This window comes from Mucilaginibacter corticis, from assembly GCF_007558865.1.
GTDB classification, from domain to species: Bacteria; Bacteroidota; Bacteroidia; order Sphingobacteriales; family Sphingobacteriaceae; genus Mucilaginibacter; species Mucilaginibacter corticis.
The window spans coordinates 392788-419694 of the sequence record NZ_VLPK01000004.1 but is presented as its reverse complement, the minus strand read 5'-3'; the positions used below and the strand labels follow the sequence as shown (position 1 = coordinate 419694).

Sequence of the window (26907 nt, the reverse complement as noted above, 5' to 3'; positions counted from 1 at the left end):
AATTTAGGCGGCAAATGGCGACTTTAAGAATTACTTATCAAACTATAGATTACGTCCAAATACAAAATGGCGAATTATCCATTATGCTTTTTCTTGATGATTTGCTCAAAGCTGAGATTCCCCGAAATGCTATTATCGATCATTTAACAAAATACCATAGCCCTGACGGCGGATCTATCGAGATCAATGATTTTGGGGTAACAGGATCATCTTATGATGCGGAAAAGAAAAAAGGACAAGTAAAGATCAGCTACCGTATTTATTATTTTTATGGCTGCGCCGATATTACCAAGGATGCAGGCGACCATGAAACCTGGAACTTTGACATTGACATAAAAAACAATACCCTGCTATTATATATACCGGAGTATGAGCAACGATCTACCGCGGACGAATTTTAGTTAATTCTTATCAGCCGGTACAAACAATATAGCATCTGCAAGTACAGCTCCATCAGCGCCGTGGTTAGATATTTGAACATATGCCTTTTTACCTGCCGGGAACTTACTGACACCCATCGACACCCACTCGCCTGACGTTTGCCCTGTCACCTGTATATCGTTTTTATTGATGGTTTTATTGATCATATTCTGTCCGTCAAAAATTTGTAGTTGGGTAACCGATGTGCTGTGCGATACTTTTGGGCAATACACATATATATGATAGTTGCCTGCATGCTTGATCAAGGGTATAAACTTAATTTCGGCAGAAACTTTTGACGTATCCAACAAAAATGACGGGCCATAACCGCCATTTGTCCCCCGTTTCCACTGACCGGTTTTAACTGTATTTTCCGCATCATTGTCATCAACCAATATTTCAGGAACGCTATGATCTACCAAAGGATTATCGGTCAATTCGGCCTGTAATTGTTTTATATCAATTTGCTGCACACCAACCCTTTTATCAATAGCCTGGCAAGCCGCTACGGCTGCAGATTGCCCCAATACCATAAACACCGGCTCCATCCTTATCGACCCGTAAGCCATATGGCTGGCCGAGAGGCAAACCGGCACCAGCAAATTATCGCACTCCGCGCGTTTTGGTGTGATGGAACGATATGCTATGGGATAAGGGTTTATTCCGCGCAACTGCACATCGCCTTCGTTTTTCACCATTCCGTTAACTACCAGCCGCTCTGCATTGTGCGAGTCCATATTATAAGCGCCCATGCCTATCTTATCATCAACCACTTCTTTACGCAGGCAATTGGCTTCGGTCATTATATATTCGCCCAGCATGCGCCTTGCTTCGCGTACGTACATTTGCGGTGTAAAATGATCCGTGCTGGTGTACTCATCGTCCGGGTAACCCCATTTTAGCATCTGCTCCCTTAAATGCTGCGGCATGCGCGGGTCATGGCCAATAAAATAGAGCAAGCCCTTAGTATAATCAATATGTTCTTTAATTATAGCATTGCGGGTAGTATAATCGGCATCGGGGTAAGCATAATTAGCGCCGATCATATCAGTAGAGAATGGGCCGTTATTGTTAATATCCGTTTTATGATTAGGCATCAGGTCTATCTTTAAAAACGCGCCCAGGTCCTTTGCCGGTTTTTTTTCTAATACCCGCAATAACAACTCGTAATGGGTCGAGTCGTACCCATCGGGCCTGGTTATTTCTATGCGGTTGGCAGGGTCATTGGTTAAGCATACCCTGAAATTGTATGATTGGATCTTTTTGTCGCCGCTGCCTGCAGGTGCCAATATTTCATTGCTGATACCCCAAAGCAGGCCGCTCTCAGGCTTGCCGGGAATTTTATAAGGGTCTATCCCATTCAGAAACTGGTGTTCTGTCCTTAATTCTACACCATTTACTGTTTCATTGTAAACGCTGTTCGCCTCGCGCCCGGTAGTATAACTTACACCGGCCTTGGCCATCAGGTCGCCTTCATAGCTACAGTCGATATATTGCTTAGCGCTGATATTAATGATACGGGCAGAGCCAGGGCCCTCTTGTATGGCTACAATTTTCGATATATGATGATCTTTCTTGGTTATCCCTATTGAATGAATACGGTACAACACCCCAAAATTGCCGCGCTTAACATAATCTAAAAAGATAGCCTCGGCTACTTTAGGTTCGAAGGTCCATTGTTCAAACTTGCCATAGTACTGACCTATACGGCGATAAAAATCGCGCGCCAAGCCGGTTACCACATATTTATTGCCGATATCGGTAAAACCCAGCCCGCCGCTTGATAAGCCACCCAGCCGTGTACCCGGCTCAATAAGCACAACGCTTTTACCCATTTTAGCCGCGGTGTAAGCTGCAATAACGCCCGCCGATGTGCCGCCATACACACAAACATCAACGTTTGTCGGCTTTGGTTGCGCAAATAGTTGAAAACCGGCACATAGCAGAAAGCATACAATTACGGATCTGAACATAGGTTTGTATGTTGGTTAATACAAAGCTATGATTGGCAGGGATAATATCAAGGGTTAGCCTCTTGGGTTACAAGACCGTTACAAAAATGAGGTACTCAAAGGGTAGGCATAGGAATTAAATCGCATTTATTGGCCTTTGCCCTCATGCTTCGAGAGCCTCAGCATGACACCTCTCGCGCGACTGTGATAATGAACAGCTATTGCTTGATAAATTTATGCTCTCCCGTCTTCACGTCAATACTCCACGGTTTAGGTTGATTAAGCCATAGTTTCCCGTCGCCAATCTCTAACGGCATCCACAGGTAGCGCGAGTCCCATTGGGCATCGGGTTTCCATTGATCGGCCATAAAAATTACCGTGGTTGATTTAGTGCCGACCACTTTGAGCATCATGGTTGATTGCGAGTGGTAGGTTTTGGTGTCAGGCGGCGCTATGTCCTTAAACTCGCTCCACGGACCTTCAAGCGACTTGGCGGTGGCATATTTATTGGGGTTAGGATCCCAACCCGTCAATGCCGAACCGATTGAATAATACAAGCCTTTGTAATGCACTATGGCGCCGCCTTCTAAAGGCATGCGCACCAGGCTCATTTCTTTTTCAACGCTTAGGTAATCATTGGCCAGTTTAACAATGTGGAAGCCAAGCTCCCGGTCTTCAAACACCAGGTAAGCGGTACCGTCATCATCAATAAACTGGCCAATATCACGGCTTTGGTGACCCAGCGGCCTGAAGCTTTTTACAAAGGTATAGTTGCCGTCGGGCTTGTCACTCACAGCTATACCTACCCTGGCATACTGGTAATTTTTAGTATCCAGGTGAAAATACATTACATATTTTTTGGTCGGCTTGTTATAATAAACCTTCGGGCGCTCTAATATCCAGCCTTCGCCAAGGTTTTCAGGATCGGACATTTTAACCACATCGCCCCTGAACTTCCAGTTCATCAGATCGGTAGACGAGTAGCAGCTTACATATCTGTAATTGGGATCCAGTCCTTTCGCTCGTTCCTCACCATACCAATAATAGGTATCTTTTATCTTGATGATGCCGCCGCCATGCGCCTGGATATGGTTGCCTTTATCGTCGGGCCATACTGCACCGGGATTTATTACCTTGTTTTGCGCAAAGCCGGTTAAGGACACGATCAAAAAAGCGACTAATAAACTGTATTTCATGGCGGCTAAATATTCTATTCGATCACCCTATCCAAATGTGTGTAACCGCCATCCACATGGATCAACTGGCCGGTAGTATGGCTTGATACATCAGATAACAGAAATACTACCATATTGGCTATTTCATCAGCAGTGGTCATTCTATGCTCAAGCGGGATATTTTTTACAATGTCTTTCAGCTTTGCTTCAGGATCAGGCATACCGGCTATGTAAGCTTCGTACAACGGTGTCCAGCACTCGGCTACTATAACGGCGTTTACACGGATGCCGTAAGGTAAAAGCTCGACAGCCCATTCGCGGGTAAGCGCGTTACGGCCGCCATTTGCAGCAGCGTAGGCAGAAGTATTGCCCTGGCCTGTTTCGGCTACTTTTGAGCCAATATTTACGATATGACCTTTTGATTTTTTCAATTCAGGCAAGGCATGCTGCGCCATCAGGTAATAATGTACAACATTGCGCTTAAGGCTAAGCATAAAATCTTCATAATTGCCTTTTTCAAGCCCGATGCCATCATTTACGCCGGCGTTGTTGATCAACCCCTCAATGCGACCATACTTGGCTAAAACCGCGTCTATAGCGTTCTTGCAATCCCCGGGTTCGGTAAGCTCTGCAACAACCTGGAAAGCTTCAAATCCTTTAGCTTTCAAGTCATCTACCACTTTTAAATTATCAACTTCTTTACGGCCGATCACTACCGGGATAGCCCCTTCATTTGCCAGCAATCTCACAATCCCTTCGCCAATGCCTTTTGCACCGCCGGTTACTATAACAACTTTATTTTTTAACTGCAGATCCATATTTAGATTTTTAATATTTGATTATCAATAATTAATTCCCTCCCTTGGGAGGGGTGTGTTGGGTAGTGTAATGGCAGGAAGGGTTTTAATACTAAGACATGTTCATTAAACCCCTCCCTACACCCTCCCGGTGGGAGGGAATCGCACATGCCCTACGCTTTTATATATTATTTACAACCCATAAAACTTTATCGCGTTATCGCCCCAGAATTTATCCTGCTCGGTTTTTGAAAGTTTGGCTATGTACGCTTCTGCAATTCCCAAGGTTTCGCCATAAGTGGCCGCAACGCGGCAAACAGGCCAGTCTGAACCGAACATTAACCTATCCGCACCAAACGCCTCGAAAACGACATCCAGGTATGGTGTAAAATCTTCGGTTTTCCAATTGCGCCAGTCGGCTTCTGTTACCATGCCCGATACCTTACAGCTTACATTCTTATTTTTAGCTATCGCCTTCATATCCTTTGCCCACTCATCAATATCACCGTCTTTTATTTTAGGTTTTGCCAAATGATCTATCACAAAAGGCTGATCCGGAAAAGCGGCCGCGAACTCGTTAGCATAACCCAACTGATCAGTATAGATCAGGATATCATAGATATAGCCAAACTGCTTTAGCTTTGAGATGCCTCTTTTAAAATCAGCATTAAGCATATACGCCCTGTCGGCCTCTCCCTGCAAAATATGACGGAAACCTTTCAGCTTTTCAAACTGTTTGTAATAGGCAAGCCGTTCTTCTACATTATCAGCTTTAAAATCAAGCCAGCCGACTACCCCTTTTATAAAGTCATTATTTATGGCCTGTTCTAACAAAAAATGATTTTCCGTTTCGGTTTGATCTGCCTGTACGGCAACACAGCCATTAAAGCCATACTCATGCAAAATAGGATCCAGGTCATCGGGTAAAAAATCCTGACGGATGATCTCCATATCATCATTGATCCAGTCGTGCCTTACCGGGTCGTAATTCCAGAAATGCTGATGTGCATCAATTTTTGGCATAAGCTTTTACCACTTGTTTTGATTCGCCCAAACCATCAATACCCAACTCCATCACATCGCCAGGGTTTAAATAGAAAGGCGGTTTAAAGCCCAGACCCACACCTGCCGGTGTTCCGGTTGAAATAATATCACCCGGCAGCAGGGTCATAAACTTACTTACATAAGCTATCACAAACGGCACGTTGAATATAAAATTAGATGTATTGCCATCCTGCATGGTTTTACCGTTAACCTTTAGCCAAAGCCTTAAATTGTTGATATCGCCCAACTCATCAGGAGTAGCTACAAACGGACCCATCGGCGCAAAGGTGTCGCAACCTTTGCCTTTATCCCAGGTACCGCCGCGCTCTATCTGGAACTCGCGTTCAGACACATCATTATGCAAAACATAGCCTGCCACGTAGTTTAAGGCATCAGCCTCTTCAACGTAGCTTGCTTTTTTACCGATCACCACGGCCAGTTCAACTTCCCAATCCGTTTTTACAGAATCCCGCGGGATAATAACATCGTCATTAGGACCAACCAGCGCGGTGGTTGATTTCATGAACAATACCGGCTCGGCAGGTACCGTAGCATTAGTTTCCCTTGCATGATCTGCATAATTTAAGCCGATACAAAGAATTTTTGACGGCCTTGCTATCGGGCTGCCCAAACGTTCACTATCAGCAACCTGCGGCAACTTACCCTGGTTGGCAGACAAGAAATCTTCCAGCCTTGCCAGTCCGTCATTTTCAAAAAACTGCTCGTTATACTCTTCGCCAAAAGCTGATGTATCATACCTGATATCGTCAATGATCACACCTGTTTTTTCCCGGCCCGGGTTTCCCCATCTTATTAGTTTCATTATTACCTCTCCCTAACCCTCTCCAAAGGAGAGGGAATTTGATTTTATATTTTTATTATAATTTCTTTTCTAACCAATCCCTATGCCCCCTCTCCTTTGGAGAGGGCCGGGGAGAGGTCTAATTATTCAATTTAACAAACCCACCATCCAGCAGATAATCGCAGCCGGTAACAAAACCAGCTTCGTCGCTACATAAATACAATGCCAGTGATGCCACTTCTTCCGGTTTGCCCATGCGGCCTATCGGCTGGCTTTTTGATAGTTTTTCAAAGATCTGTTCTTCCTGTCCTGCATAGTTTTTGGCGATAAAGCCATCTACAAACGGGGTATGCACCCTTGCCGGCGAGATACTGTTGCAGCGGATATTATCTGCCATATAATCGCGCGCTACGGATAGTGTCATTGCTGATACCGCGCCTTTGCTCATGGAATAAGCAAAACGGCTGGTAATGCCCACCGCTGCAGCAATTGATGCCATGTTGAGGATAACGCCTTTGCCTTTACTTTTCATCAACGGGATAGCCGCGAAAAGCGAGTTGTAAACACCTTTCACGTTTACGTTAAAGATCCTGGTAAAATCTTCCTCACTGGTAGTAGTAGCTTCGCCGATATGGGCTATGCCGGCGTTATTAACTAAAATATCTATCTCGCCTATCGCGTTGTAAATATCCAATACCTGTTGCTGGTCGCTTACGTTACAGCCATGCGCAACGGCTTTTCCGCCGCCTTTTTCGATTTCGCTGACGGTATCTTTCGCGGCATCGGCATTTAATTCGATAATGTGCACTACAGCACCCTGCTTTGCAAAAAGCACAGATATTGCCCTGCCTATCCCGCTGCCCCCGCCTGTTATTACTGCTGATTTTCCTTTTAAACTAAACATTGTATTTCTATAGATTGAAGATTTTATTCATTAGCACCCATTTCTCGCCGGGTTTAGCACCGGGTAAGGCCTGCTGGTATTTCCACATCAGGTTTTCCCACTCCTGCACCTTCGGGTTGGCAGCATCCATGGCACCTTTTTTGTCGAAACTGAAACTTGCATTGGTCTCCATGATCATAAACAAACGGTTAAAGCACCGGTATATTTCCATATTGGTAATACCGCCGTTTACAATGCTGTCGTGGATCTCGGGCCAGATCGACTCGTGATATTTCTCATATTCCGCTATCAGTTGCGGATCGTCTACAAGGTCTAATGCTAAACAATATCTTGCCATTATGCTTTTACAACTTTATGTCCTTTAATACCATAATATAATACTACTAAGAAACAGATCAATGGCACAATGTACGCCATTTGAATACTGCCTGTTTTATCAGATATCAACCCCATAAACAACGGGGCAATACCGCCGCCAATAATAGACATCACCAAAAATGACGACGCGATTTTAGTTTCTTCGCCCAAACCTTTAATGCCCAAGGCAAATATGGTTGGAAACATGATTGACATAAAGAAAGGTACAGCCATTACCGCATACAAAGCCACATTACCATGTGTTACTAAACCAACCGCCAATAACAATATGCTAATACCTGCATAAATACTTAACAATTTAGCCGGATCAATAAACTTCATGAAAAAAGTACCGGCAAACCTGCCTACCATAAAGCCAACCATGGCTATCGACCCCCACAAAATTGCAGCTTCTTTTTCGGCTATATCAGCCACAAATTTTGAGTAACGAATAAAGAAACTACCCACCCCTACCTGTGCGCCTATGTAGAAAAACTGTGCAACTACCGCCCATGATAAATGTTTATGTTTTAACACCGCTGCTGAAAACTCTGTCCCTGGCGCATGGCTGTCAACAGCGCTATCGTCTTCTTTTACGTCAGGGATATTAGTAAATACAAATAACAAGATCAATAAAATTACCGCCACGCCGATAACCAAATATGGAATTTTAACTGTATTAGCTTCTGACTGCAGATACGCAGCTAAAGCACCGGGCGACATATTCTTTACTTCTTCGGGTGTATGTTCGATACCGGAAAGAATGACCTGACCACCGATAATGGGTGCTACAAAAGCCCCCACTCCATTAAATGATTGTGCAAAATTTAAACGTTGTGCCGATGTTTCCTTATCACCCAAAACTGATATGTAAGGGTTGGCCACAGTCTCCAAAAAGGTAGCACCGCTGGCCATAGTAAATAATGCTACCAGGAAAAAGGCGTAGCTCTGCGCGCTTGATGCGGGGATGAATAACAAGGCACCTGTAGCATAAAGGATCAGCCCTAAAATGATACCCTTTTTATAGCTGTACTTATGTACAAATAAACCAGCAGGTATGGCAATTAAAAAATAACCAAGATATACGGCCGAATCAATAAAAGATGATTGGGTGTCTGTTAACTGGCACGCCTTCTTTAAGTGCGGAATAAGTATGGGATTAATGTTATGCAGGAATGCCCACAGAAAGAACAATGACGTTACCAATATTAATGGAAACAGGTATTTATTTTTAGACATAACTTAGGTATAGTTAATTTATAATTGGTTATAGCAAAGAAAGCAGATTAAGCCATAGAAAGTGATATTTTATCATTAAAATATTATACGATTTTGGCATACTCTAAGCTAATATTAACAATAAAGAGCCAATACTTAATTATAAACACCCTATCCGGATGGAAAAATCCTGAAATTTTTTAATTATAATTTACGCAATCGTTGCCGGTTAAAACTTAAAAACTGAAGTATTTTTAATAAACCGTATAATTGCGCTGTCAGAGATAAATCAAGGATACTTTTGCGTAATTTTAATTCCTTTTTAACTTAAAATGTACAAACCGGCTACCATAAAAGATATAGCGCTTGCGTTACAACTTTCGCCCTCAACGGTGTCCAGAGCCTTGCGCGACGGGTACGAGATCAGCGAGGAAACAAAGAAAATTGTGGTAGCTTATGCCAAGCAGGTTAATTACAAATCAAATCCTATAGCGTTAAGCTTAAAAAACAAGCGCAGCTATTCCATTGGCATTGTAGTGCCCGAGTTGGCCAACAGTTTCTTTTCGCAGGCTATTGCCGGGGTCGAGTCTATAGCATATGAAAAAGGTTACCATACTATTATTACCCAAACGCATGATTCGGCAGAGCGTGAACTAATCAACGTAAACCACCTTGCACAACGCTCGGTTGATGGCTTATTGATTTCCATGTCAGCCCAGACATCTGATTACAGCTTTTTGAAAAACCTGCATGACGACGGTCTGCCTATTGTTTTCTTTGACCGGATAATTGACGATATTGATACTTTTAAAGTAACGTCTGACAATTTTAGCGGCGCTTACAACGCTACCGAATCGCTCATTAAAACCGGGCGAAAAAAGATAGCGTTATTATCAAACGCGCCGCAATTGTCTATCACCAACACCCGTTTGGCGGGCTACATGAAAGCGCTGGCAGATTATCATATCCCTTTCAGAACCGAACTTATCCGCAACTGTAGCAAAGGCGGTAATGATTATCATGAAGTTGAAAATGCCGTGAAGGAGCTACTAGCCATGCCCGACAAACCTGACGCGATATTTGTGAGCAGCGACAGGATCAGTATCTCCTGTATCAGGGCTTTAAAAAATTTAAACTTCAATCCTAAAGAAATAGCAGTAGCCGGCTTTTCCAACTCGGATGTGGTTGATCTTTTACAGCCCTCGTTATCCTATGTAAGGCAAAAAGCTTTTGAAATGGGCCAGATAGCCGTTGAGATGCTTTTAAAACTGATAGAAAGCAAATACCCCATTACCGAGTTTGAAACTAAAGTACTGAATACAGAACTACATCTGATCAAATAACAGCAGATTACAACTGCTTTTTATCCACTTCTGCTAATTTAGTATTCTCTAACTGGTCGCTGTTAAAGATCTTGAAGTTCTTTACCTTGTTCAGCATAAATATTGACGCGCCATTCGCTTTTTGGGCGCGGATGTGTTCAAAATCGGCACCCTCAACATTGTCTAAAGCGATAGCAGGGCGCAGGTCCTCTTTATCATAACTCACTTCAACATCGCTCATTTTCAGATCTTTTACATTGCGGACAAAAAAGCCATACGCCGGCGTAATGCCAAACTGATCAGGCTCGGGGTAGCTTTTTATTAATGCGGGCACTTCGTTAGCTGCTTGTTCTTGGGTACCACCTCCTTTAAAATAAATGCGGATATTGCTCAAAGTCAGGTCCTCGATATCATGACCGGGTATGCCGCTAATAATGGCGCCTTGCCTGGCAGTGACGTCATAAGCTGTAAGATTGCTGATCATCACCCGGTGCAGCTGGCTGTACGGAAAACCTTCGGGGCCGCGCTGGCGTGCACCCAGACGAACAAATATGGGCGCGTTAGTAATATCATGCATAGTGATGTTATTGATGCTGATATTTTCAAGATCGGCGCCGTCAACAGTCTCCAAACACAAACCACGGCAATGATCAAACGTACAGTTTGATATGGCGATATTTTTATACCCGCCGTTCGACTCGGTGCCTAACTTGATCCGGCCTGTCGGCGACTTATTATCTTTTAAAAAAGTTCCATCCAGTAAAGTACCTTCGTTATAGCCCGATACCTGGCAATTGGTAATAGTTACATTCTCTAACACGCGCGGATAGTTAAGCGCGAAATCACATTTCAGCACAATACCATCGTCATTTGGCGAGTTAACGGTACAGTTTGAAATATGCACGTTTTTGCTCGAGATCAGGTCGATACCGTCACGATTGGTATCCATCTTGATATTATCGATGGTGGTATTATCAACAGCCGTAAGCAGGAAACAGAACCAGCCGCCATGCGCTATGGTGAAATCCTTAAAGATCACATTACGGCATAATTTAAGGCAGATGGTTTTATTGCCAAGGCCTTCCTGCTGTTTCTTTCCGTCATCGCGCACCAAACCTTTACCCCAGATACGGCCCGGCCCCATGATAGAGATGTCGTGCAGGTTCTCGCCTACTATCAGGCTGTTATGAAAATGGCAGTGCCCGTAATCCTGGTAAACCTCATTATCGCCTTTTTCAGGCAGGTCATATTGTACGCCTTCGCCAGGGGTAGCCGCAACTATAGTAGCGCCCTGATCTATATATAAACCCACATTACTTTTAAGATGAATGGTTACCGACAGGTAATCGCCCGCAGGGAAATATACTGTACCGCCACCCGCCGCGGCGGCTTCGTTAATGGCTTTATCAATAGCTTTTGTGTCAAGTGCCTTGCCGTCACCTTTGGCGCCATATTTTCTTACATCGTAAACCGGGCCGTTCATGGCCGACGCGCGATGAAGTAAACCCAACAGCAAATAAATAACCGCGAGGCTTTTATGTAATGTTTTCATATTTACAGGTATAATGGGTTGGCAAATTTGTTTTACGCAAAGCGATATTAGCACTTTACACTTGCAAAATTACCTTACCACCAGCTAAATATTTATGCAATCGTTACCGATGACTACAATGCTTTAAGCAAACCGTTTAACACCCACGGAGTAACGGCAACCTCACCCGTCACTGCGTAAGTTATTTGATGCTGGGCATTAGTTACTACAATTACGGCTTCATTATTGGTTTCGTAAAAATCTGTTATGTCCTGCGCGTCAATAATATTGTGGGCGTTTAAAACCGGGTCTGCTTTCTGAGCGGCCATGGCATCTTCATAGCTAAGATTATTGATCGCGAAAACTTCAAACTTATTATTGCTGATATAATTAGCTATCACATCGTTAATTTTAGGATACATAAGTGGATATTGTCTCGCCCTGAACAAAAGCACCAAAGCTTTACCTTGTAGCTTGTTCAGATCGGTATGTTTGGCAAAAGGCTTTAAGTCAAGTACAGTACCCTCCCAAAGTTTAGGGCTTTTAGGGCGGCACCTTACCCGGGTTTCCTTGTCAATCCGCGCGTCTAAAGCATGGTTAGCCTTAATTAAAACATGCTTGAATTCTGTTTGGCCCACGGGCTGAGCCATACCTAAGTTATAATCAAAAGTCTTTAGCATTTGCTTCGCTTTAACAGAATCAATTACATTCCCGGCCATATCATATACTTTCGGGTCTGTTACCTTAGGCATCATTTTAATGAGATCAGAACCCTTTATTGTTCTTTGCGTAGTGGTTGTACCGTTTTGCGCAAAGGAAGCCGAACAACTCAACAATAATGCTGCGGTTATAAATTTTTTCATATTTGGATAAGGTTTAGGTTTTAGGTGTTATTGCGTTGATATAGTTAATGTTTGTCCCTTTTTCAGGTCCGCGTCGCTGATAAACCAGCCGTTAACCTTTTTACCGTTCCAGGCTATGTTGGTTATTTTTCTGCCCTTACCTTGCTTAACAATGGTGGTTGTTTTATCGCCTAATTTCAAGGTTATTTTATCAAATAACGGTACTGTCACAATATAGCTCGGATCAGCAGGCGAGAACGTATAAAAGCCCATGGCATTAAACACAAACCAGGCCGACATTTCGCCCGCATCGTCCATACCTGCATAGGCCAGTTTATCTTTGCCCATATCATAATAATGGTTCATAATGCTATCAAGGTACATTTGCGCTTTTGGCTGGTTGCCTGTAAAATAATAGTAGTAGGTGGTGCTATGATCAGGCTGGTTACCCTGGCAATAATTACCAATAAAGCCCGACATATTATCGGCCTCGTGCCCGTCATAAGGGGTGGTGTACATGGCATCCAGCTTTTTCTCGGCTGCCGCTTTGCTACCGAACAATGAGATCAAACCATTAGGATCCTGCGGCGCAAAAAAGGTAGATTCCCAGGCATTTGCCTCTCGGTACATATATTCATAGTACACATAGTTAGGGTTAAAGTTCTTCACCCAACTACCATCTGCCAAACGGCCTTCCATAAAACCGGTTTCTGGGTTGAAAACGTTTTTATAGTTCTTGGTGCGCTTCATCAGCATCTCATAATTAGCGTTATCGCCTAAGGCCTTGCCCAATTGCGCGGTTGCATAATCGTCATAAGCATATTCTAAGGTTTTGGTAACCGCGGCTTTACGTACTGTGTTCACTACCGGGTTTTCAACATCGTCCTCAGCTATATAGCCTTTGGTATTGTATTCATCCACATATTTGCGGGTACCCTCAACTGTGGCATTTTTCAGCATCAGCTGATAAGCATTTTTGGCATCGTAATCACGCAAACCACGCGCATATGACCCTGCAATAATAGCCGATGCATGATCGCCATGGAAAAATGTGGGCATAAAGCCTTTGGCGTTGCCCATATCTATCATGGTTTTGATCACATCGTTCATCACTTTAGGCTGTAACAGGCCCAGCAACACGTCTTTATTGCGGTAATCATCCCAGATCGATGGTAGCGTGTAATAATTATAACCTTTGTTCACTACGTTACCGTTTGCATCGGTAAAATCGCCATTGGCATCGCTGCGCAGCGCAGGCCATAAAAACGAGCGATAAAAGGTTGAGTAGAACAATCCTTTTTGTTTGGCGGTGCCGCCTGTCACCGTGATCTTCGACAGCAGGTTTTTCCAGGTTTGGTTAGCCTCTGCCCTTACCTGCGCGAAAGTTTTATTTAGCATTTCTTTCTCCAGGTTGGCTTTAGCGTTTGCTACGCTCACAAAAGAGAAACCTATTTTCAGTTCCAGCGTATTTGCGCCGCCATTTGCAAAACTTACCACCGGGGTCTTTTTACCGCCGGGAGGCGATAGATTTTTTTGACGCGCACCGGCAGGACGGCCCATTGGGTTTGTTACAGATGTCAATGTATCGATAGATGTAATTTTATGATTGGCTACCGCGTAGAAATACATTTTTTCGCCTGCTGCCTGGTACCCGGTGAAACCATTGTCGCCTTCCTTGTTGATCTTCCAGTCGTGCACGCGTTCGTTCGACATGGACAGGTCGGCGATTAATTTTTTATTAGCGCCTGGTTTGTAAGTGTATTTATGGTAAGCGCAACGTAAGGTCGAGGTCATTTCGGCATTAACCCCATAACGCGGCAGGTAAACCTGGTAATAACCCGGGTGAGCCGACTCATTTTTATGGCTATAGGGCGATTGATAATCTATCCCTGTAAAGCTACTGCCCGAAGCCGGCATAAGCGGGATATAGCATAAATTCCAATGCCCTTTACTGGTATGCGCAAACCCGTAGATCACCGTATCTTCATACTGATAACCTGATCCGCTATGAAACTGGCTTACCGGCGTTAACTGCACCATGGCGTTAGGCACTGACGAACCCGGAAAAACCTCGGCACCCCAACTGCGGTGTGTCGGCACAAAACCCAGGTCTTTCGGATCCCACAAAGTGGCGGTGCCCAGCAGCGGGTTTACGTATGACGTTAACGGTTTTGGCGCGGCTGATCTTTGGGCGAAGGTATATCCTGTAAACAGCAAAAGCATTAAGGCTAAAGCATTTTTTTTCATAGCGATAGATTTTATTAATTACCGGTTATTAATTGGTAGGCTAAAGATAGGTTGTTTTGGCGTTGGCTTTTGTAATAATTCGGGGACAGTTGGCTACATATAAAAAACTGTCATTCGAAACGTAGTGAGAAATCTTCAACAAGCGCTTAGTAGCAAAGCGTATAAGATTTCTCACTCGTTCCTCGTTTCGAAATGACAACGAAATAAAAAGGATTATACCCTTATCCTTTCAGATCATACTGCTTTTCCAACCAGGCATACCTTGCCAGTATCTCCAGCAAACCGCCCTGGTCTACCAGGTTACGTACGCCATTGTTACCGGTAAACAGGTTTTTGTCGTTCTTTTCGTGTTGCAGGGTGTTGTCAAGCGCCTTTTTAAAGCCGATGATGTATTTGGTATCCTTATTATATTTTAATAAATGCTGATAGCCTCTCAGCAGTACGGCGTTGAACCAATAATCGTCCCTGAATTTACCTTCGCCGTAAAAAAAGCTCAGTGAGGCATCGGCAATGGCGTTAGCTTCGTCCAGGTATTTTTTGTTTTTAGTGATCTCGTACAGGTAAACGTATGCTTCTAAAGGTGTACCTGTATTGTATGACAGGATCCCTTTGTTTACGCCACCATCTTTGGTGCGGATGTTATCCCAGTATAGTTTTTCGGGTGTTTGTAATTTGGCATCTGTCCATTTAAGGATCCTGATTGCAGTATCAAGATAAGCTTTGTTTTTTGTCGCCTGGTACATTTGTAATGCCACCAGCGCACCCGGCCCGTTTGAGCAGGTATTTTTCGAACTCAGGTCGCCTTCTTTCCAGTAGATCCCGCCGCCTAAAACCTGGTCATGGCCGGTCATGATGAAATCATACATTGCCTTGCCCAAATCAAAATCGGCTTTCTTTTTGGTGCGGGTGTAGGCATCTAATGCGGTTATGCCGATCCATTCGTTATCGTCATAATAGCGCTCGCCGGGTTTTAAGGCCATAATGTAATCGGTAAATCCCGGTTTTGGCGAAGCGGGGCTGTAATACCTGTACATCAGCTTTAACATGGGTGCCATCAGGTTAGCTTTCGGCTCCAGCTTTTCAATTTCATTAGCTGCCTGGTACATGGCGCAGTATGACCACAGGTAACTGTACTCGCGCAGGTAGCCGTTCTTATTTTCGCGCTTTGCGGGATCAAGCTCTACATAATAGTTGCCTGATTTCTTATCGTGAAAATTTTTCTCGATAGCCGCCTGTAAGGCCTTCATTTCTTTGTAATAGTGGCCGCTTGTTTTGGTTTGTGCCGATACCAGGCCGGAAACAAACGTCAGCAGCAAGGCAAAAAACAGGCTGTGTTTTAAGGTATTCATATAGATTTATTTAATGGGTTGATTCGGTATCAAATAAATAAAATAAATACCGGCTTGCAAAATTTACCATGATAAAGCCACTTTCACCCCTTCAGGATTATTATCAAAACTCAAAAACTGCGTTTGGGTGGTGGCATCCCAGGATTGTTTAACATCGGTTAAAGTTTTGCCCTTTGCATCAGTAACCACAACTTTTTTCGGCTTTGCCGGTGTTAATACCCGCATGGCATTAATGGTATTTAGCGGGCTGATAGCCGTGAACGCATATTTACTTTTGCTAACTTTTTCATCATAGATCCTGGCGGCGGTTGCCAGCACCTGCGGCTTTTGCTTATTGGCAACTCTGTCGACATTATAAAAATAGCCTTGTTCGCCTGGTTTGATCTGCTTTTCGCTGATAACCGGCAAGGTAGGGTCATACAGATCTATCAGTTTACCTTTGATGGTATAAGCATCGTTATTTACGCCTTCATCCATCACCGATACAATATCATACGGGCCACGGGCCAGGTAAAAGCTGTTTTTGTATCCGATACTTTTACCGGCAGCTTGCTGATACAGCGGTTCTACATGATCGCGCAGTTCATTGTCTCGGTCAGTTTCCATTACATATTCTTTAGGATCACGGCGAATAATACAAACCTTGCCTTTACCCACATTATAAGTTCCGGCTTTAGGGTTTGTGCCGATGCCTAATTTATCAAACAGGTCATCAGCCGGGCAGTTGTATTTTTTACCGTCTTTGTTCCACCACTCCTGCACTTTCTGAAAAGCGTCATCATCACGGCCCGAATAAACAACTACGCCGCCATCCTTAACCCATTTAGCTAATTGCTTATGAACATCTTCGGCAAGCGGCTTCATGTTCGAATATGACATCAGCAGCACTTTGGTGTCTTTCAGCGCTTTTTCAAAACCCAGGTTCTCGGCATGTACAATATCTACCGGTACTCCCCTTTTCAGAAAAGGCAAAGCCTCGCCAAAAAAGTTTGACAATTGCGGATCCATCAGCTTATTATCAGTAGGCACGCGGTTAAACATGCCCGATGTTTCATAAAAGTTTGAGAAGTAAGGATCTGCCCAGGCCTTGCCATCATCATGCGTGGGCAGGCGCTGAAACATCATTGAGTTGGCCATCAACACACTGATGCCCTGCGATCCCGAAGTTTTATTGGCAGACACCGGCATATCATTCAGCGAGTTGATCATCACCATCATTTGGGTAGAATAGCTTTTGGGCATACCTGCACGCTCGTTGCTGGCTTGGCTCACAAAATATTTACCATCGAAAATGCGGTCGGGCCATGGCATAACCTCATAATTGTTAATATCGGGGAAGAACAGTTCGGCAGTAAAAGTGGTCTGGTAATTCTTTTTATAATCGCTCCAATCACGACGGGTATCTTCAACCGGGTCATTCTCAAAGAACAGCTTACGGCCGGTTGGGGCGGTCATTGATTTCATGCAGCAGTATTCAAGGTAAGCGGTCTCGAACGAGCGCTCTTTAGCCACCCCGTTAAAATAATTAGGCTCACGCGCGGTGCCTGTCCATGATTGTACAATATAGCCATCCACACAATCAAGCGAAGCTAAACTCGCTTCGGGGCTTACAATTTGCCACATGGAATAATTAATAAGCGAATGCGTAGGCACATAACAGCGCACATTCATACCCTTGCTTTTTCCATATTCCTTGGCATAGGTAAACGACTCTTTCAAAGCCCTGTAAAACAAATAGTATTTTAGCTTATTTGACAGATAGGTATTCTCTGCCGACTCATGCTGCGGCCGCCAGTCGAAACCATAATATTCCTTCCACTCGCGTTTAAAAGCCTCGCTATAGCCTGATTTAGCCCAAAACTCCGGCTCTTCCAGGTAAATGGCATCTACACCCGCGTCAATAGCTTTTTTAATGACCTGCTCTTTATAGTATTTCAAAAAGTTCATGGTTGGCACTACGTATGGGGTATTGTGCCCGTGCCAAACGGTGTCGTCGTTCATCATTTTCTGGCCTTCGTCAAAATGCTGCTTGCCATCCCATTTGCCCATAAAATAATCCTGGTACCCGCCCCAGGCCATGCCGGTCATAAAAGCCAGCTGGTAACCATGGTCTTTGAATGATTTTACGCGTTGCTCAAACTGCCCCGGCTTGCCGCCATCGCCATATACAATGGCTACGTCAGCGCGCAGGTCGGTAGTCGGCTTCCACGTTCCGCCGGTTTGAAAAGTTGTTTTTTCGGTATTCGGGATTGCAGGTTTTGGATTGGTTTGCGCCCGGCCTGCAACCGAAGCACTTAACAATACTATTAAGACAGCTTTGTTTTTTAGCAGCATGTTTCTTTTTTTTAGAATTATAATTATATAAATAATTATTCAAGCGTACTATACTCGTAAGTATATTTATAACTGCTGCTGTATTCATAATTAATACTTTGTGAGCCGGCTGTCGGATAGCCATCGGTATCATAAACGTAGTTATTTGTGACGGTAAGATTTGGATTAAGTCCCTGCGTTGTGTTAGAGATCATATTGTTTGGCGATACCCGCTGATTATCGCCAGGCATTGGATACTTCATGGGCGCGTTAACAAACATGCCTTTTTTGTTATCGTAGGTATAAGTTACAGTATATGAGGGATCACCATAATAAAATATGCTTGCAAGGTTACCATTAGCATCATAGGTAAATTTCTCGTAATAAATATCATAGTGCAGTTCTGTGGGTTTATCGCCACCTGCATATACATAGGTATAGGTAATCTCATTTTTTAACACATTATTTTGGTATGCCTGTAATCTATATGATAATAATTTTCCGCTATTATCATAGGTAAATTCTTTATAACTCCTGTTCGCATCCGAGCCCGGTGAAGTAGTAATAGAAAACAGGTTGCCGTCATCTCTATAAACGTATGTTGTAATGGTGGTTCCGCTTTTTATAGTGCTTAGTCTTTTCTTGTTGTCATAAGTGTAGGTAATAAATGAAGTTGTTACTACGCTGCCAAGCCTGGCTGGCCCGGTCTCAACAACAGTAGTTTTAACTAAATACTTTGGTTTAGAGGCGGTTGGTGTTGTGCCATTTGCTTTATCGCTTTTTTTGCAGGCAAAAGCACACAGCATAATTGCGACTAATAAGCCGGCGTAGTAATTGTTTTTCATAACGATGTGTATATGGTTTAAAAATTGGTAATAGGCTACAAGGCTTACAGGGGAAAAGCCGGCAATATGTAATCAGTAATAGTTTTTAATTGGCAATACAAGATAACAATTATTTAAATAAACTATAATGAAAACATTTCTGCTTATCCAAAAACAAATTCTGCAATATTACCTTCAAACAGAAGTTTATATCTTTATTTCACATCGTAACAGTTTTACTACAGGTTAGGCCAAACCATATTAATTTTTAAATTTGGCATTACCATTTAAACGCTAAAATTAAATTAGTACCATTCATGAAGACCAATCAAGTATCAAGACGCCGATTTATTGGCACCGGAGCGCTTGCCGCTACAGGAACTCTGCTCCTGTCAAAATCATCATTTGCCCATGCTATATTAAGCAGCGATAAAAAACCAAACTCGGTTGTTAACGGTGTGCAGATAGGTGTAATTACTTACTCTTTCAGGAGCCTGCCGGGATCTATCCAGGATATGTTAAAATATTGTATTGCCTGCAATATCAACGCTATTGAACTGATGGGCGAAGCTGCCGAAGAGTATGCCGGCATCCCTAAACATGAGTCGGGCCAGTCAAACGACGACCATCGTAAAGCTGTGGCTCAATGGCGCGCATCTGTACCTATGGATAAATTTAAAGAGATCCGTAAAATGTATAACGATGCAGGTGTATCTATCTATGCGTGGAAACCAAGCGCACTTGACGATCATAATACCGACGACGAAGTAATTTACGCCTTTAACGCGGGGCAGGCACTTGGCGCAAGCCATGTTACTGTCGAGCTGGGCAGCGCGGCACAAACCAAACGCCTTGGCGACCTGGCAACCGCACACAAATTTAAAATAGGTTACCATGCCCACACACAGGCTACCCCTACTTTATGGGATACAGCGCTAAGCCAGTCTGAATACAATTGCATTAACCTGGATGCGGGTCATTATGCGTCGGGCACCAGCAGCAGCCCTGTGCCGTTTATTGAAAAATACCACGACAAGATAGTAAGCATGCACCTGAAGGACCGTAAGTTCCATGACGGGCCTAACGAACCATGGGGCGAGGGCGATACCCCGCTGGCAGATATCTTACATGTGGTAAGAGACAAAAAATATAAATTTCCGGTTACTATCGAGTTTGAGTACGATGTTCCAAACGGATCAGACGCGGTAACCGAAGTTAAAAAATGCCGTGATTTTGCGGTTAAGGCTTTAAAAGCGTAACGCGGGACTCACCCCGATCCCGATAACTATCGGGACTTCGCTCGACCACCCTCTCTGCCGTAAACGGCAAAGAGGGTTTTTATTTTTTATACTCCGCAAATGTGCTACCTTCAAACATGCATCACCAAGAATTTGAATCTCCTGAAGAATTGCGGGATACCATAAAATGCTTTTGGTACAACAGAAGAGAATCGGGTGAGCTACAACCAGGTTTCGAGGTGCAGCCTGATGGCTATGCCGAAATTATTTTTCATTTCAGTGCAGATCTAAGCATTTCCAACAATGGAAATTTACAACCATTGCCATCACCATTTATGATGGGCTTGCTTAATCAGCCGGTTAATTTCCATACCAAAAACCGCTTAGAGATTCTTGGTATCAGATGCTTCCCCTGGACCGTGTTTGATCTGCTTGGCCTGCGACCCGATAAAGATGGCGTACGCATTTTCGAGCACCCAATTGCACAGCTTCAGTCATTATTAAAGAATTTGATCCGCGCAGGGGAAATAAATGAAGCAGTGGCCCTTATCAAACAATATTTTCTTGATGCGCAATCGAATATAGCTGCCAATAGCCTGTTAGCTAAAGCCGGCATAGCCATGCGGCAAGCAAACGGCACCTTGCCTGTAGGCCAGGTAGCGGCAGCGGCCCATTCAACCATTCGCACATTGGAGCGAAACTTCAAGCAATCTTCGGGCTATAGTGTAAAAGACGTATCCGGGCTGATACGGTTTGAACAGGTGCGCAACCAATTATGGGCCAACCCGGGTATCAATCTTGCCGGTTTGGCCCATGAATTGGGCTATACGGACCAGGCCCATTTAAGCAGGGAATTTAAGCGTTATAGCGGTTCCGCCCCTGCCGCGTTCGCCAGGAAAGCGAAAAAAGAAAGGCAAGAATTGGGCGCAGATTTTGTCGCATTTATACAAGCCTGACGCATCGGCATTGCTGAATTTTGTAATCTAAACATGAAGGTATGTTGTTACAAAATAAACAGATCGCTATTATAGGCGCAGGCCCGGGCGGGTTAACATTAGCACGGCTATTACAGCTTAAAGGCTTAAATGTAAAAGTTTACGAAAGGGATCTTAACAAAGATGCCCGTGTACAGGGTTCGCCGCTTGATATGCACGAAGGATCTGGTTGGGCGGCTTTACGCGAAGCAGATCTGATAGATGTGTTTAAAAAGAATGTTCGTAAGGGCGCAGATAAAAAAGTGATTGTAAATGAACGCGCAGAGATCATTTTCAGCGACCACAAAACTAACCCGGTTGAAAGCGAAGGCAGTGAACCTGCCCGGCCCGAAATAGATCGCGGTGCGTTAAGAAAAATATTCCTGGAATCATTACAACCGGATACAGTTGTATGGGATAGCCATTTTTTATCGATGCAAGCGCAAAACGATGGCTGGTTATTGCATTTCAAAAATGGCACATCTGCCTACGCCGATTTGGTTATTGCTGCAGATGGTGCCAACTCTAAGATCCGCCCGTATGTTACCCCGATTAAAGGTTTTTATTCGGGAGTCACCATGGTCGAGATCAATATTGATGATGCAGAGAAAACTGCACCCAATATTTACAAGCTATTGAACGGCGGAAAGATAATGGCTTTCGGCAATGGTAAATGTTTATTGGGAGGGCAGAAAGGCACGGGTGGCCTGGGCTTTTATGCAAGTTTTAAACCGGATGAAAACTGGGCTGCAAACAGTGGTTTAGATTACATGGATAAAGCAGAAGTACTGGCATGGTTTAAAAAAGAATATGCAGGATGGAGCAGCGCCTGGTATGAACTGTTTGAAAACGCCACCATGCCAGCTATTCCGCGGCCGATATATTGTATGCCTTTAGATCAAACCTGGGAAAGCCTGCCCAATTTAACTTTACTTGGCGATGCCGCGCATGTAATGCCGCCCTTCGCGGGCGAAGGCGCAAACACATCTATGTTTGACGCGTTGGAACTAAGTGAATGTTTAACATCCGGCAAATACAATACTTTAAAAGATGCCATTGCTTTTTATGAAAAAAGTATGTGCAAAAGAGCATCAGCCGCGGCAAAACGATCGCTTGAAAATGGTGAACGCATGCACAGCGATGACGCGCTTGAAAAAATGCTGGCCGTTTTTGGGATAAAATAACCCCATAGCGATGGGTTTAAAACCCATCGCTACGAAAATTAAACCTATCTTTCAATATGCATCATCAAGACATTGAATCTCCTGAAGAACTACAGGATGCTATCCAGGGCTTTTGGTACGTAAGGTGGGATGGCGAAGAATCAAAAGACGGTTTTGAGGTAATGCCAGACGGGCATGCCGAGATCATTTTTCATTTCGGCAGCGGATGCAGTATCCTGCATAACGGCTCTTTGCAGCCACTGCCATCCCCTTTTATGGTAGGTCTGCTTAATGAACCTGTTGTTTTTTACCCGGAGGACCGTTTAGAAATCATCGGGATCAAATGCCTGCCCTGGGCGGTTTTTGATTTGTTGGGGCTACCTTCCGGGAAAGAACGGGTACACGCATTTGAACATCCAATAGCCCGTTTGCAATCCGCTTTAAATACTTTTATACTGGATGGAAAGATTGATGACGCGCTTGAACTGGTTAAACAATATTTCCTTGATGCGCGATCGGGTGTTGCGGCCAACACCTTGTTACATAAAGCGGGCGCGGCTATGCGAAAGGCAAATGGTACCCTGCCGGTTAGCCGGATAGCAGAAGCTGTTCATTCAACTGTCCGCACGTTGGAAAGAAACTTCAAAAAATCATCGGGGCATACGGTTAAAGATGTATCGGGGCTGATGCGCTTTGAACAGGCGCGTAACCAATTATGGTGCTACCCCGATGCCAATATCGCAGGCCTGGCCCATGAACTGGGATATGCCGATCAATCTCACCTGAACAGGGAATTTAAACGTTACAGCGGCACCACCGCGGCGGCATTCGCGCGTAAAGCAAAGGCGGGCAAAGAGGCTGTAAGCGCTGATCTTGTCGCATTTGTCCTATCCTGAAACTGCGACATTCTTCAATTTTGTGCTATTAATTATTCATTTGAGTAAATGCACATAAAAATGGAATCGCTAAATAAAATTAAAAATATACTTATCTCGGGTGCCAGCATAGCCGGGTTGTCAACCGCTTACTGGATGAACAAATTAGGTTACCGGGTAACTGTTGTTGAAATTGCAGGCCAGCTCCGCACTGCCGGCGCCGCTGTTGACATTAAAGAATCTGCCGTAGATGCTGTTAAACGCATGGGCATCTTTGAACAGTTAATAGCCAACCGCCTGAACGTAGAAATGATCGCGTTTAAAAATGCCGACGATACTACAGCAGGCTCGATATCACTGAATGATGGAAGCAATGAACTCCCCGACGATGAGATCGAGATCGAAAGGGATAAATTTATGGGGATTGTTTATGATGGCCTGAAAAATGATGTTGAATTTATGTTTAACAACAGCATTACCGCGTTAAACGAAACCGCGGACCATATACAAGCTACTTTTAAAGATGGCCAGCAACGCGCTTTCGACCTGGTGATCGGCTGCGACGGTTTGCATTCGGGTGTAAGAAAGATCTGGTTTGGCCATGAGGCCGAATACGTACATTTTTTAGGGGCGTATTTTTCGCTAACCATTGTAAACAAACTATTGGTTAAACAAAAAACCATGCACCTGTATGGCGAGCCCGATAAAGCCATTATGCTGAATGCTTACCAAAATAAAACCGATATTATTTTCTGCTTTAATTCAGACAAAGAAATTGATTATGATTACCGCGATACCGATCAGCAAAGAAAGATCATTGCTGAACAGTTTACTGGCCTGAAATGGCGAACCACCGAATTGCTGGAAGAAGTGGAACATTCCGGTAATTTTTACTTCGACAAATTTTGCCAGGTAAAAATGCCCGCGTGGACCAAAGGCCGCGTGGCATTAGTTGGCGATGCGGGGTATTGCGCTTCGCCGGCTGCCGGCATGGGTGCATCGCTGTCTGTTATAGGCGCTACGGCTTTGGCAGACGCGCTGCAAAAACATAACGGGGATCTTGAACCGGCTTTCCGCGATTATAATAATACGCTTCGCCCCTTTATTGAAAAGGTACAGGCCACCGCCGAATTAAATGTAAGAGAAAATTTTATCCCAAGAACAGAAGAAGCTATCCGAAGAAGAAATACGCAGACATCGTTTTAGTGTTTGCCGTTATCTGCTGAGTATTTTATTTCTTAATCTTAATGACGGTTTTTCAACAAGGTACCGAAGCAACAGCGCGCCGGTTATACAGCTTAATATACAGCAAAGCATTACCAGGTTGCTGTTTCGGTCTGCCCCGGCTTTTTCAAGAAGATTTTGAGTGAGATGGATAACTAACTTATGGGTAAGATAAATACCGTAAGACAACGTCGCTATTTGCGATGTTAGCCATGATTTTACGCTGTACAGTATATTTCCGGGACAAACAACCGAGGCCACGATCAGCCCATAACTGATAGCAATTAACGGGTAACCCCATACCGTAGTACTAAAAGTCGGCTGGGGTGTACAGATAAAATATGTAGGGATCAGCAAGACTACGCCGGCCTGCATGATCAGGTTACTTCTTTTGCTGATCCGGTCTTTTATCTCCGGGTAAAATGTGTAGATGCCCGCGACGCTTACACCGGCCAGCAGCGCGTCTAAGCGGTTGTAGGTAGGATAATAGATAAACTCATTAAAAAGCGCTCCAAAATTATCGCTGTTTAAGTTAGGTTGCATCCAGATCTGCCAATTCAGGTACCGTATAGCAAAACCGGCTAAGAATAAGGTAAGGATAAGGTAGGCCGATTTTTTGCCTATTTTTAAATAGCTAAAAAGTAAAACACAAAGCGGCAATATTAAATAAAACTGTTCCTCAACGCATAAAGACCATGAATGGGTAAAGGTGCCGGTTTGAGAAACATCAAGGCCGAAGTTTGTAGTAAAGGTAAGGTATCGCCATAAAGCGGCCATGTGTTCCCTTTCACGCAAAAATGGGAAACTAACATACAGGCAAATCATTACCAGGTAAGGCGGAATTATCCTGAAAAATCTTTTGGTAAAAAACTCCTTCATTGAAATAGCCCCGCCTTTTGCAATTGTTGCAAATAGCTGCCCGGCGATAAGGAATCCGCTCAGAACAAAAAACAGGTCGACACCCGTCCAGCCAAAGTCGCCCACTTTATTCACCCAATCCGGGTGGCCAAATTGCCGGTAATGAAACAGCACCACATAACATATGGCAAACGCCCGGAGATGGTCTAACCCTAATAGTTTATGTTTATCTGAAATGTTTGCAGTAGGTGTATTAACAGGCGGCATGAAATGTTTAAAGGGTTTGCCGTGTAATTTAGGTAAAAGACATTGCTTTTTTGTTTAATCAAGATAATCCGCGACAAATTTCCGGGCGTATTCTTTTATCATGTCTCTAACCTCGCAAAATTGTTGCATCACTTCTTCATCATTACCGGTGGCTTTTGCCGGGTCGGGGAAATTATGGTGCAGCTTAACGGCTTTTGTGGGGAAATATGGGCAGCTTTCTTTAGCATTATCGCATACGGTTATCACAAAATCAAAATCTATATCCATGTACTTATTAATATTGTTTGATGTATGGGCAGAGATATCTATACTGTCTCTTTTCATCGCTTCGATGGCTTTTGGGTTAACACCATGCGTTTCAATACCAGCGCTATAAATCATAGCCTTATAGCCTGCAAAATGCCGCAAATAACCTTCTGCCATTTGGCTGCGGCAACTGTTCCCGGTGCAAAGCACCAATACTTTTTTCATCATTCTAATTTTAAACAAACAGCCAGATCAGGTTAATGATACAGAATTTGGCATCCCAACCAAATATCAGTTGCAAAACCAATACGGCTGCGGTAATAATTACCGGCTTTTTATATTTAATTAATAACTTAAACATTTAACAACAGCCTGCACCAGGCGTGCAGCATGGATCTGCTACCGCAAGATTTTTTAATTGGATCTTAGGTTTAGTTTCATCGGTAGCCGGTTCACAACAAGTTTCGCCGGTTGCAGTGGTACCGCAGCTTTGCCCCCGTCCTATTGCCTTACATTGCGTGATATCAGGGTTAAGCATTACTATTAGGTTTGTGCCTTCAATAGCTATTTCGCCCGGGTACATTTGCCTGGTATCAAATTGCGAATTACCGAACTCGATCTTTACCTGCCCCAGTGGGTTTAGCGGTAAGGTTTTTTCAACCAGTTCAATAATTGACAAGGCTTTGCCCACTGCCATTGCAGAGGCATTGTTTTTCCCGGAAGGCTCCCATAATTGTACAATAATTTCAGTCCAGCTGTTCATTTTTCCGCCGCAATCAACTGATACGATAGGCGCCTGTTTGATCTCGGTGATATGATAAGAGGCATCAACCCACATATCCGCTGCATATTGAAATTGCAGGGTTAATTCAGGATGTAACAGCAGGTTTGCTTTGAAATCCTGCCAGTTCATTACGGTTGTAGTATCTATTTTATCCATTGTAATATTACGATTGATTTGCTCA

At 43.8% G+C, this 26907-nt stretch carries 25 protein-coding genes; 7 read left to right on the top strand and 18 right to left on the bottom strand.

Annotation, left to right across the window (positions count from 1 at the left end):
• The first annotated feature begins 14 nt into the window (after window positions 1-14).
• The gene (locus tag FO440_RS20485; RefSeq protein ID WP_144250162.1) at window positions 15-401 is read left to right on the top strand and encodes a hypothetical protein; all 387 of its coding nucleotides are present in this window, start codon (window positions 15-17) and stop codon (window positions 399-401) included.
• Here FO440_RS20485 and FO440_RS20480 read toward each other — a convergent pair whose 3' ends face one another.
• The 8 genes from FO440_RS20480 to fucP form a co-directional block, all read right to left on the bottom strand.
• Entirely contained in the window at window positions 402-2393 is a 1992-nt protein-coding gene (locus tag FO440_RS20480; protein ID WP_144250161.1) for an FAD-dependent oxidoreductase, read from the bottom strand.
• A 197-nt stretch (window positions 2394-2590) separates the two neighbouring features.
• On the bottom strand, window positions 2591-3568 hold the full coding sequence (locus FO440_RS20475; protein WP_144250160.1) for a family 43 glycosylhydrolase: 978 nt from the start codon (window positions 3566-3568) through the stop codon (window positions 2591-2593).
• Window positions 3569-3582: 14 nt separating this feature from the next.
• On the bottom strand, window positions 3583-4365 hold the full coding sequence (locus FO440_RS20470) for an SDR family oxidoreductase (RefSeq protein ID WP_144250159.1): 783 nt from the start codon (window positions 4363-4365) through the stop codon (window positions 3583-3585).
• 171 nt (window positions 4366-4536) lie between these two features.
• Window positions 4537-5367 carry an amidohydrolase family protein gene (locus FO440_RS20465; RefSeq protein WP_144250158.1) on the bottom strand — a complete coding sequence of 277 codons (831 nt, stop codon included), beginning with the start codon at window positions 5365-5367 and terminating at the stop codon, window positions 4537-4539.
• A complete protein-coding gene (locus tag FO440_RS20460) occupies window positions 5354-6211 on the bottom strand; it encodes a fumarylacetoacetate hydrolase family protein (RefSeq protein WP_144250157.1) in 858 nt (285 codons plus the stop codon). Before FO440_RS20460 ends, FO440_RS20465 begins: the two co-directional genes overlap by 14 nt.
• 118 nt (window positions 6212-6329) lie before the next feature.
• On the bottom strand, window positions 6330-7094 hold the full coding sequence (locus FO440_RS20455; protein WP_144250156.1) for an SDR family NAD(P)-dependent oxidoreductase: 765 nt from the start codon (window positions 7092-7094) through the stop codon (window positions 6330-6332).
• 7 nt (window positions 7095-7101) lie between these two features.
• The gene (locus FO440_RS20450) at window positions 7102-7431 is read right to left on the bottom strand and encodes an L-rhamnose mutarotase (RefSeq protein WP_144250155.1); all 330 of its coding nucleotides are present in this window, start codon (window positions 7429-7431) and stop codon (window positions 7102-7104) included.
• Entirely contained in the window at window positions 7431-8690 is a 1260-nt protein-coding gene (gene fucP, locus FO440_RS20445) for an L-fucose:H+ symporter permease (protein WP_144250154.1), read from the bottom strand. Before fucP ends, FO440_RS20450 begins: the two co-directional genes overlap by 1 nt.
• A 311-nt stretch (window positions 8691-9001) precedes the next feature.
• Between fucP and FO440_RS20440 the strand changes: the two genes are divergently transcribed.
• Entirely contained in the window at window positions 9002-10012 is a 1011-nt protein-coding gene (locus FO440_RS20440) for a LacI family DNA-binding transcriptional regulator (protein ID WP_144250153.1), read from the top strand.
• A gap of 7 nt (window positions 10013-10019) precedes the next feature.
• Here the strand turns inward: FO440_RS20440 and FO440_RS20435 are convergent, their stop codons facing one another.
• The 6 genes from FO440_RS20435 to FO440_RS20410 form a co-directional block, all read right to left on the bottom strand.
• Window positions 10020-11543, bottom strand: coding sequence for a rhamnogalacturonidase (locus FO440_RS20435; RefSeq protein WP_144250152.1), 1524 nt, complete (start codon window positions 11541-11543; stop codon window positions 10020-10022).
• 113 nt (window positions 11544-11656) lie between these two features.
• Entirely contained in the window at window positions 11657-12385 is a 729-nt protein-coding gene (locus FO440_RS20430) for a hypothetical protein (protein ID WP_144250151.1), read from the bottom strand.
• A 27-nt stretch (window positions 12386-12412) separates the two neighbouring features.
• Complete coding sequence (locus FO440_RS20425) at window positions 12413-14611, bottom strand: GH92 family glycosyl hydrolase (protein ID WP_144250150.1); 2199 nt, start codon at window positions 14609-14611, stop codon at window positions 12413-12415.
• A 221-nt stretch (window positions 14612-14832) separates the two neighbouring features.
• Window positions 14833-15960 carry a glycoside hydrolase family 76 protein gene (locus FO440_RS20420; RefSeq protein ID WP_144250149.1) on the bottom strand — a complete coding sequence of 376 codons (1128 nt, stop codon included), beginning with the start codon at window positions 15958-15960 and terminating at the stop codon, window positions 14833-14835.
• A 63-nt stretch (window positions 15961-16023) separates the two neighbouring features.
• A complete protein-coding gene (locus FO440_RS20415) occupies window positions 16024-18294 on the bottom strand; it encodes a hypothetical protein (RefSeq protein ID WP_144250148.1) in 2271 nt (756 codons plus the stop codon).
• A gap of 35 nt (window positions 18295-18329) precedes the next feature.
• The gene (locus FO440_RS20410; RefSeq protein ID WP_144250147.1) at window positions 18330-19118 is read right to left on the bottom strand and encodes a hypothetical protein; all 789 of its coding nucleotides are present in this window, start codon (window positions 19116-19118) and stop codon (window positions 18330-18332) included.
• A gap of 296 nt (window positions 19119-19414) precedes the next feature.
• Between FO440_RS20410 and FO440_RS20405 the strand changes: the two genes are divergently transcribed.
• The 5 genes from FO440_RS20405 (at window position 19415) to FO440_RS20385 (ending at window position 24553) form a co-directional block, all read left to right on the top strand.
• Window positions 19415-20356 (top strand): sugar phosphate isomerase/epimerase family protein, encoded by a 942-nt coding sequence (locus tag FO440_RS20405; protein WP_144250146.1) that lies wholly within the window; start codon window positions 19415-19417, stop codon window positions 20354-20356.
• A gap of 116 nt (window positions 20357-20472) precedes the next feature.
• Window positions 20473-21291, top strand: coding sequence for an AraC family transcriptional regulator (locus FO440_RS20400; protein ID WP_144250145.1), 819 nt, complete (start codon window positions 20473-20475; stop codon window positions 21289-21291).
• A gap of 41 nt (window positions 21292-21332) precedes the next feature.
• On the top strand, window positions 21333-22493 hold the full coding sequence (locus FO440_RS20395; RefSeq protein ID WP_144250144.1) for an FAD-dependent oxidoreductase: 1161 nt from the start codon (window positions 21333-21335) through the stop codon (window positions 22491-22493).
• Between the two features lie 56 nt (window positions 22494-22549).
• Window positions 22550-23368: a helix-turn-helix domain-containing protein gene (locus FO440_RS20390; RefSeq protein ID WP_144250143.1), complete on the top strand. Its 819-nt coding sequence runs from the start codon at window positions 22550-22552 to the stop codon at window positions 23366-23368.
• Between the two features lie 60 nt (window positions 23369-23428).
• Window positions 23429-24553 carry an FAD-dependent monooxygenase gene (locus tag FO440_RS20385; protein WP_144250142.1) on the top strand — a complete coding sequence of 375 codons (1125 nt, stop codon included), beginning with the start codon at window positions 23429-23431 and terminating at the stop codon, window positions 24551-24553.
• Window positions 24554-24562: 9 nt separating this feature from the next.
• Here FO440_RS20385 and FO440_RS20380 read toward each other — a convergent pair whose 3' ends face one another.
• Genes FO440_RS20380 through FO440_RS20370 form a run of 4 tightly spaced genes read right to left on the bottom strand, consistent with a single transcriptional unit; the run spans window position 24563 to window position 26882 of the window.
• Window positions 24563-25696 (bottom strand): acyltransferase family protein, encoded by a 1134-nt coding sequence (locus tag FO440_RS20380; protein WP_144250141.1) that lies wholly within the window; start codon window positions 25694-25696, stop codon window positions 24563-24565.
• 54 nt (window positions 25697-25750) lie between these two features.
• Window positions 25751-26167, bottom strand: a complete 417-nt coding sequence (locus tag FO440_RS20375) for an arsenate reductase ArsC (RefSeq protein ID WP_144250220.1) — start codon at window positions 26165-26167, stop codon at window positions 25751-25753.
• 10 nt (window positions 26168-26177) lie between these two features.
• Window positions 26178-26303 carry a hypothetical protein gene (locus FO440_RS25000; RefSeq protein WP_262711500.1) on the bottom strand — a complete coding sequence of 42 codons (126 nt, stop codon included), beginning with the start codon at window positions 26301-26303 and terminating at the stop codon, window positions 26178-26180.
• The gene (locus tag FO440_RS20370; RefSeq protein WP_246104282.1) at window positions 26304-26882 is read right to left on the bottom strand and encodes a DUF6428 family protein; all 579 of its coding nucleotides are present in this window, start codon (window positions 26880-26882) and stop codon (window positions 26304-26306) included.
• Window positions 26883-26907: the final 25 nt, after the last annotated feature.

Coding starts and splice junctions, on each gene's coding strand:
- FO440_RS20485 (WP_144250162.1), top strand. CDS start 15: ATGGCGACTTTAAGAATTACTTATCAAACTATAGATTACGTCCAAATA.
- FO440_RS20480 (WP_144250161.1), bottom strand. CDS start 2,393: ATGTTCAGATCCGTAATTGTATGCTTTCTGCTATGTGCCGGTTTTCAA.
- FO440_RS20475 (WP_144250160.1), bottom strand. CDS start 3,568: ATGAAATACAGTTTATTAGTCGCTTTTTTGATCGTGTCCTTAACCGGC.
- FO440_RS20470 (WP_144250159.1), bottom strand. CDS start 4,365: ATGGATCTGCAGTTAAAAAATAAAGTTGTTATAGTAACCGGCGGTGCA.
- FO440_RS20465 (WP_144250158.1), bottom strand. CDS start 5,367: ATGCCAAAAATTGATGCACATCAGCATTTCTGGAATTACGACCCGGTA.
- FO440_RS20460 (WP_144250157.1), bottom strand. CDS start 6,211: ATGAAACTAATAAGATGGGGAAACCCGGGCCGGGAAAAAACAGGTGTG.
- FO440_RS20455 (WP_144250156.1), bottom strand. CDS start 7,094: ATGTTTAGTTTAAAAGGAAAATCAGCAGTAATAACAGGCGGGGGCAGC.
- FO440_RS20450 (WP_144250155.1), bottom strand. CDS start 7,431: ATGGCAAGATATTGTTTAGCATTAGACCTTGTAGACGATCCGCAACTG.
- fucP (WP_144250154.1), bottom strand. CDS start 8,690: ATGTCTAAAAATAAATACCTGTTTCCATTAATATTGGTAACGTCATTG.
- FO440_RS20440 (WP_144250153.1), top strand. CDS start 9,002: ATGTACAAACCGGCTACCATAAAAGATATAGCGCTTGCGTTACAACTT.
- FO440_RS20435 (WP_144250152.1), bottom strand. CDS start 11,543: ATGAAAACATTACATAAAAGCCTCGCGGTTATTTATTTGCTGTTGGGT.
- FO440_RS20430 (WP_144250151.1), bottom strand. CDS start 12,385: ATGAAAAAATTTATAACCGCAGCATTATTGTTGAGTTGTTCGGCTTCC.
- FO440_RS20425 (WP_144250150.1), bottom strand. CDS start 14,611: ATGAAAAAAAATGCTTTAGCCTTAATGCTTTTGCTGTTTACAGGATAT.
- FO440_RS20420 (WP_144250149.1), bottom strand. CDS start 15,960: ATGAATACCTTAAAACACAGCCTGTTTTTTGCCTTGCTGCTGACGTTT.
- FO440_RS20415 (WP_144250148.1), bottom strand. CDS start 18,294: ATGCTGCTAAAAAACAAAGCTGTCTTAATAGTATTGTTAAGTGCTTCG.
- FO440_RS20410 (WP_144250147.1), bottom strand. CDS start 19,118: ATGAAAAACAATTACTACGCCGGCTTATTAGTCGCAATTATGCTGTGT.
- FO440_RS20405 (WP_144250146.1), top strand. CDS start 19,415: ATGAAGACCAATCAAGTATCAAGACGCCGATTTATTGGCACCGGAGCG.
- FO440_RS20400 (WP_144250145.1), top strand. CDS start 20,473: ATGCATCACCAAGAATTTGAATCTCCTGAAGAATTGCGGGATACCATA.
- FO440_RS20395 (WP_144250144.1), top strand. CDS start 21,333: ATGTTGTTACAAAATAAACAGATCGCTATTATAGGCGCAGGCCCGGGC.
- FO440_RS20390 (WP_144250143.1), top strand. CDS start 22,550: ATGCATCATCAAGACATTGAATCTCCTGAAGAACTACAGGATGCTATC.
- FO440_RS20385 (WP_144250142.1), top strand. CDS start 23,429: ATGGAATCGCTAAATAAAATTAAAAATATACTTATCTCGGGTGCCAGC.
- FO440_RS20380 (WP_144250141.1), bottom strand. CDS start 25,696: ATGCCGCCTGTTAATACACCTACTGCAAACATTTCAGATAAACATAAA.
- FO440_RS20375 (WP_144250220.1), bottom strand. CDS start 26,167: ATGAAAAAAGTATTGGTGCTTTGCACCGGGAACAGTTGCCGCAGCCAA.
- FO440_RS25000 (WP_262711500.1), bottom strand. CDS start 26,303: ATGTTTAAGTTATTAATTAAATATAAAAAGCCGGTAATTATTACCGCA.
- FO440_RS20370 (WP_246104282.1), bottom strand. CDS start 26,882: ATGGATAAAATAGATACTACAACCGTAATGAACTGGCAGGATTTCAAA.